This window comes from Geminicoccus flavidas (assembly GCF_009806515.1).
Classification (GTDB): Bacteria; Pseudomonadota; Alphaproteobacteria; order Geminicoccales; family Geminicoccaceae; genus Geminicoccus; species Geminicoccus flavidus.
Genome location: NZ_WUJP01000905.1, coordinates 1 through 1,931 on the forward strand (window position 1 = coordinate 1; position 1,931 = coordinate 1,931).

Below are 1,931 nucleotides of genomic sequence, written 5' to 3' on the forward strand. Positions count from 1 at the left end.
AGCCCATGGGTGTGCTCGACCTGTGGGAGATGATCCACCCGGAGCTGCTCGCTGCAGCACTCGCGACCCTGCAGCTGGCGCTCGGCGCCCTTATGCTCGGACTGGTACTGGGCCTGCTGCTGGCGCTGGCCAGAATCGGCGGCAACCCGCTGCTGGCCCGGCTGGCCGGCCTCTATATCGAGATCTTCCGCGGCACGCCGGCCCTCCTGCAGCTCTTCATCATCTATTTTGGCCTGGCCGCGATCGGGGTCACCTTCAGCTCCTTCCAGGCGGCGGTGATCGGGCTCGGGCTGAATGCCGCCGCCTATCTCGCGGAGATCTACCGGGCTGGCCTCGAAGCGGTGCCGAAGGGTCAGACCGAGGCCGCGCAGGCGATCGGCATGACCAGCGGGCAGGTGCTAACCTGGATCGTCCTGCCGCAAGCATTGCGGGTCGTCCTGGCGCCCATCGGCAACGTCGCGATCTCGCTCCTGAAGGACACCTCGGTGGCCTCCCTGATCGCGGCGCCCGACCTGATGCTGCGCGCCCAGGACCTGAGCTCGCAATATTTCATGCCGCTGGAGATCTATCTGATCGTCGGCGCCATGTACTTCGTGCTCTGCTTTCCCCTGTCCTTGCTGGTCCGTCGGATCGAGCGCGCGCAGGAGCGCCGCAGCTAGCCGCCCGCCCCGCTGCCTTTTCCCAGGTCCGCCCGTGCCCTGCCGCCTTGAGCAGGACGGCGGCTTCGTCACCAAGAGGAGAATGACCTTGCGCAAGAATGTCGAGACGACCCTGCCCGGCGGCGATTCGACCCCGGTCGAGTGGGCGACCATGGGCGGCAATACGCTCTACACCGCCAGCATCCCAATCCGCCCCGACGGCTCGATCGATGACGGCGACATCGAATCGCAGACCCGGCTGACCATGGAGAACCTGAAGTCGATCCTGGCTTCCGCCGGCGGTACCATGGACGATGTCACCCAGGTGCAGGTCTACCTGACCTCGAAGGAGTATTTCTCGGGCATGAACGAGGTCTACCGGACCTTCTTCAATCAGCCCTACCCGAACCGCGCCACGGTCATTGCCGACCTGATGGTGCCGGGCGCCAAGATCGAGATCGTCGTCCACGCCTATATCGAGAAGAAGTAAGGGGCCATGGCGGCGACGATCGTCATCGGGGCCGGGATCATCGGCACAACCACGGCCCTCTACCTGGCCCGCCAGGGCCTGGAGGTGACGGTCGTCGAGCGCCGGGAGGCAGCCGGGCTGGAGACCAGCTTCGCCAATGGCGGCATGCTCGCCGCCAATTGCACGCTGCCATGGTCCAGCCCCGGCACACCCGGCCACCTGTTTCGTTGGCTGGGCCGTGAGGAAGCGCCGCTTCTCCTACGGCCACGCGCCATTCCGGCGATGGCCAGTTGGGGATTGCGCTTTCTCGCCAACTGTCGGGGCGCCAAGTACCGGCAGACCTCGGCGGCCCTCACCGCGTTCGGCCAGCAAAGCTTGGCTGAGATGGATGCACTCTTGGCCGATGGCACGGTCCAGGCCGACATCTGGCGCGGTGGCTTCCTGCAGCTCCACAAGGGGCCGAACGCCCGGGCCGAGGCCGATACCTTCGCCCGATTCCTGGAAGGAATGGGTGCCGAGGTCGACCGGCTGGACGCCGCCGATTGCGCGGCGCTGGAGCCAACTCTGGTACCAGTCGCGGACACTATTGGTGCTGGCCTGCTCTTGAAGAAGGATGCCTGGGGCGATGCCCGGCAATTCTCGGCCGCGGCCGAGAAGGCGGCAACTCGCGCCGGAGCGCGCTTTCGCTTCGGCGAGACGGTGACCAGGATCGAGCTGGACCGTGGCAAGGTGGCGGCGGTCCATATCGGTGCCGAGCGGATCCCCGCCGAGCGCGTCGTCGTTTGTGCCGGCCCTTGGTCGACCCGGTTGATGCGGACCTACGG

The 1,931-nt window shown here is 66.6% G+C and carries 3 protein-coding genes; all 3 read left to right on the forward strand.

Going from position 1 to position 1,931, the window contains the following annotated elements:
* Positions 1-659, forward strand: a 659-nt coding sequence (locus tag EQG76_RS25995) for an amino acid ABC transporter permease (RefSeq protein WP_200841138.1), incomplete at its 5' end; no start/stop codon positions are given.
* Between the two features lie 88 nt (positions 660-747).
* Positions 748-1,128, forward strand: coding sequence for a RidA family protein (locus tag EQG76_RS26000; RefSeq protein WP_200841139.1), 381 nt, complete (start codon positions 748-750; stop codon positions 1,126-1,128).
* 6 nt (positions 1,129-1,134) lie between these two features.
* On the forward strand, positions 1,135-1,931 hold a 797-nt coding region (locus EQG76_RS26005; protein WP_159717690.1), incomplete at its 3' end, for an FAD-dependent oxidoreductase.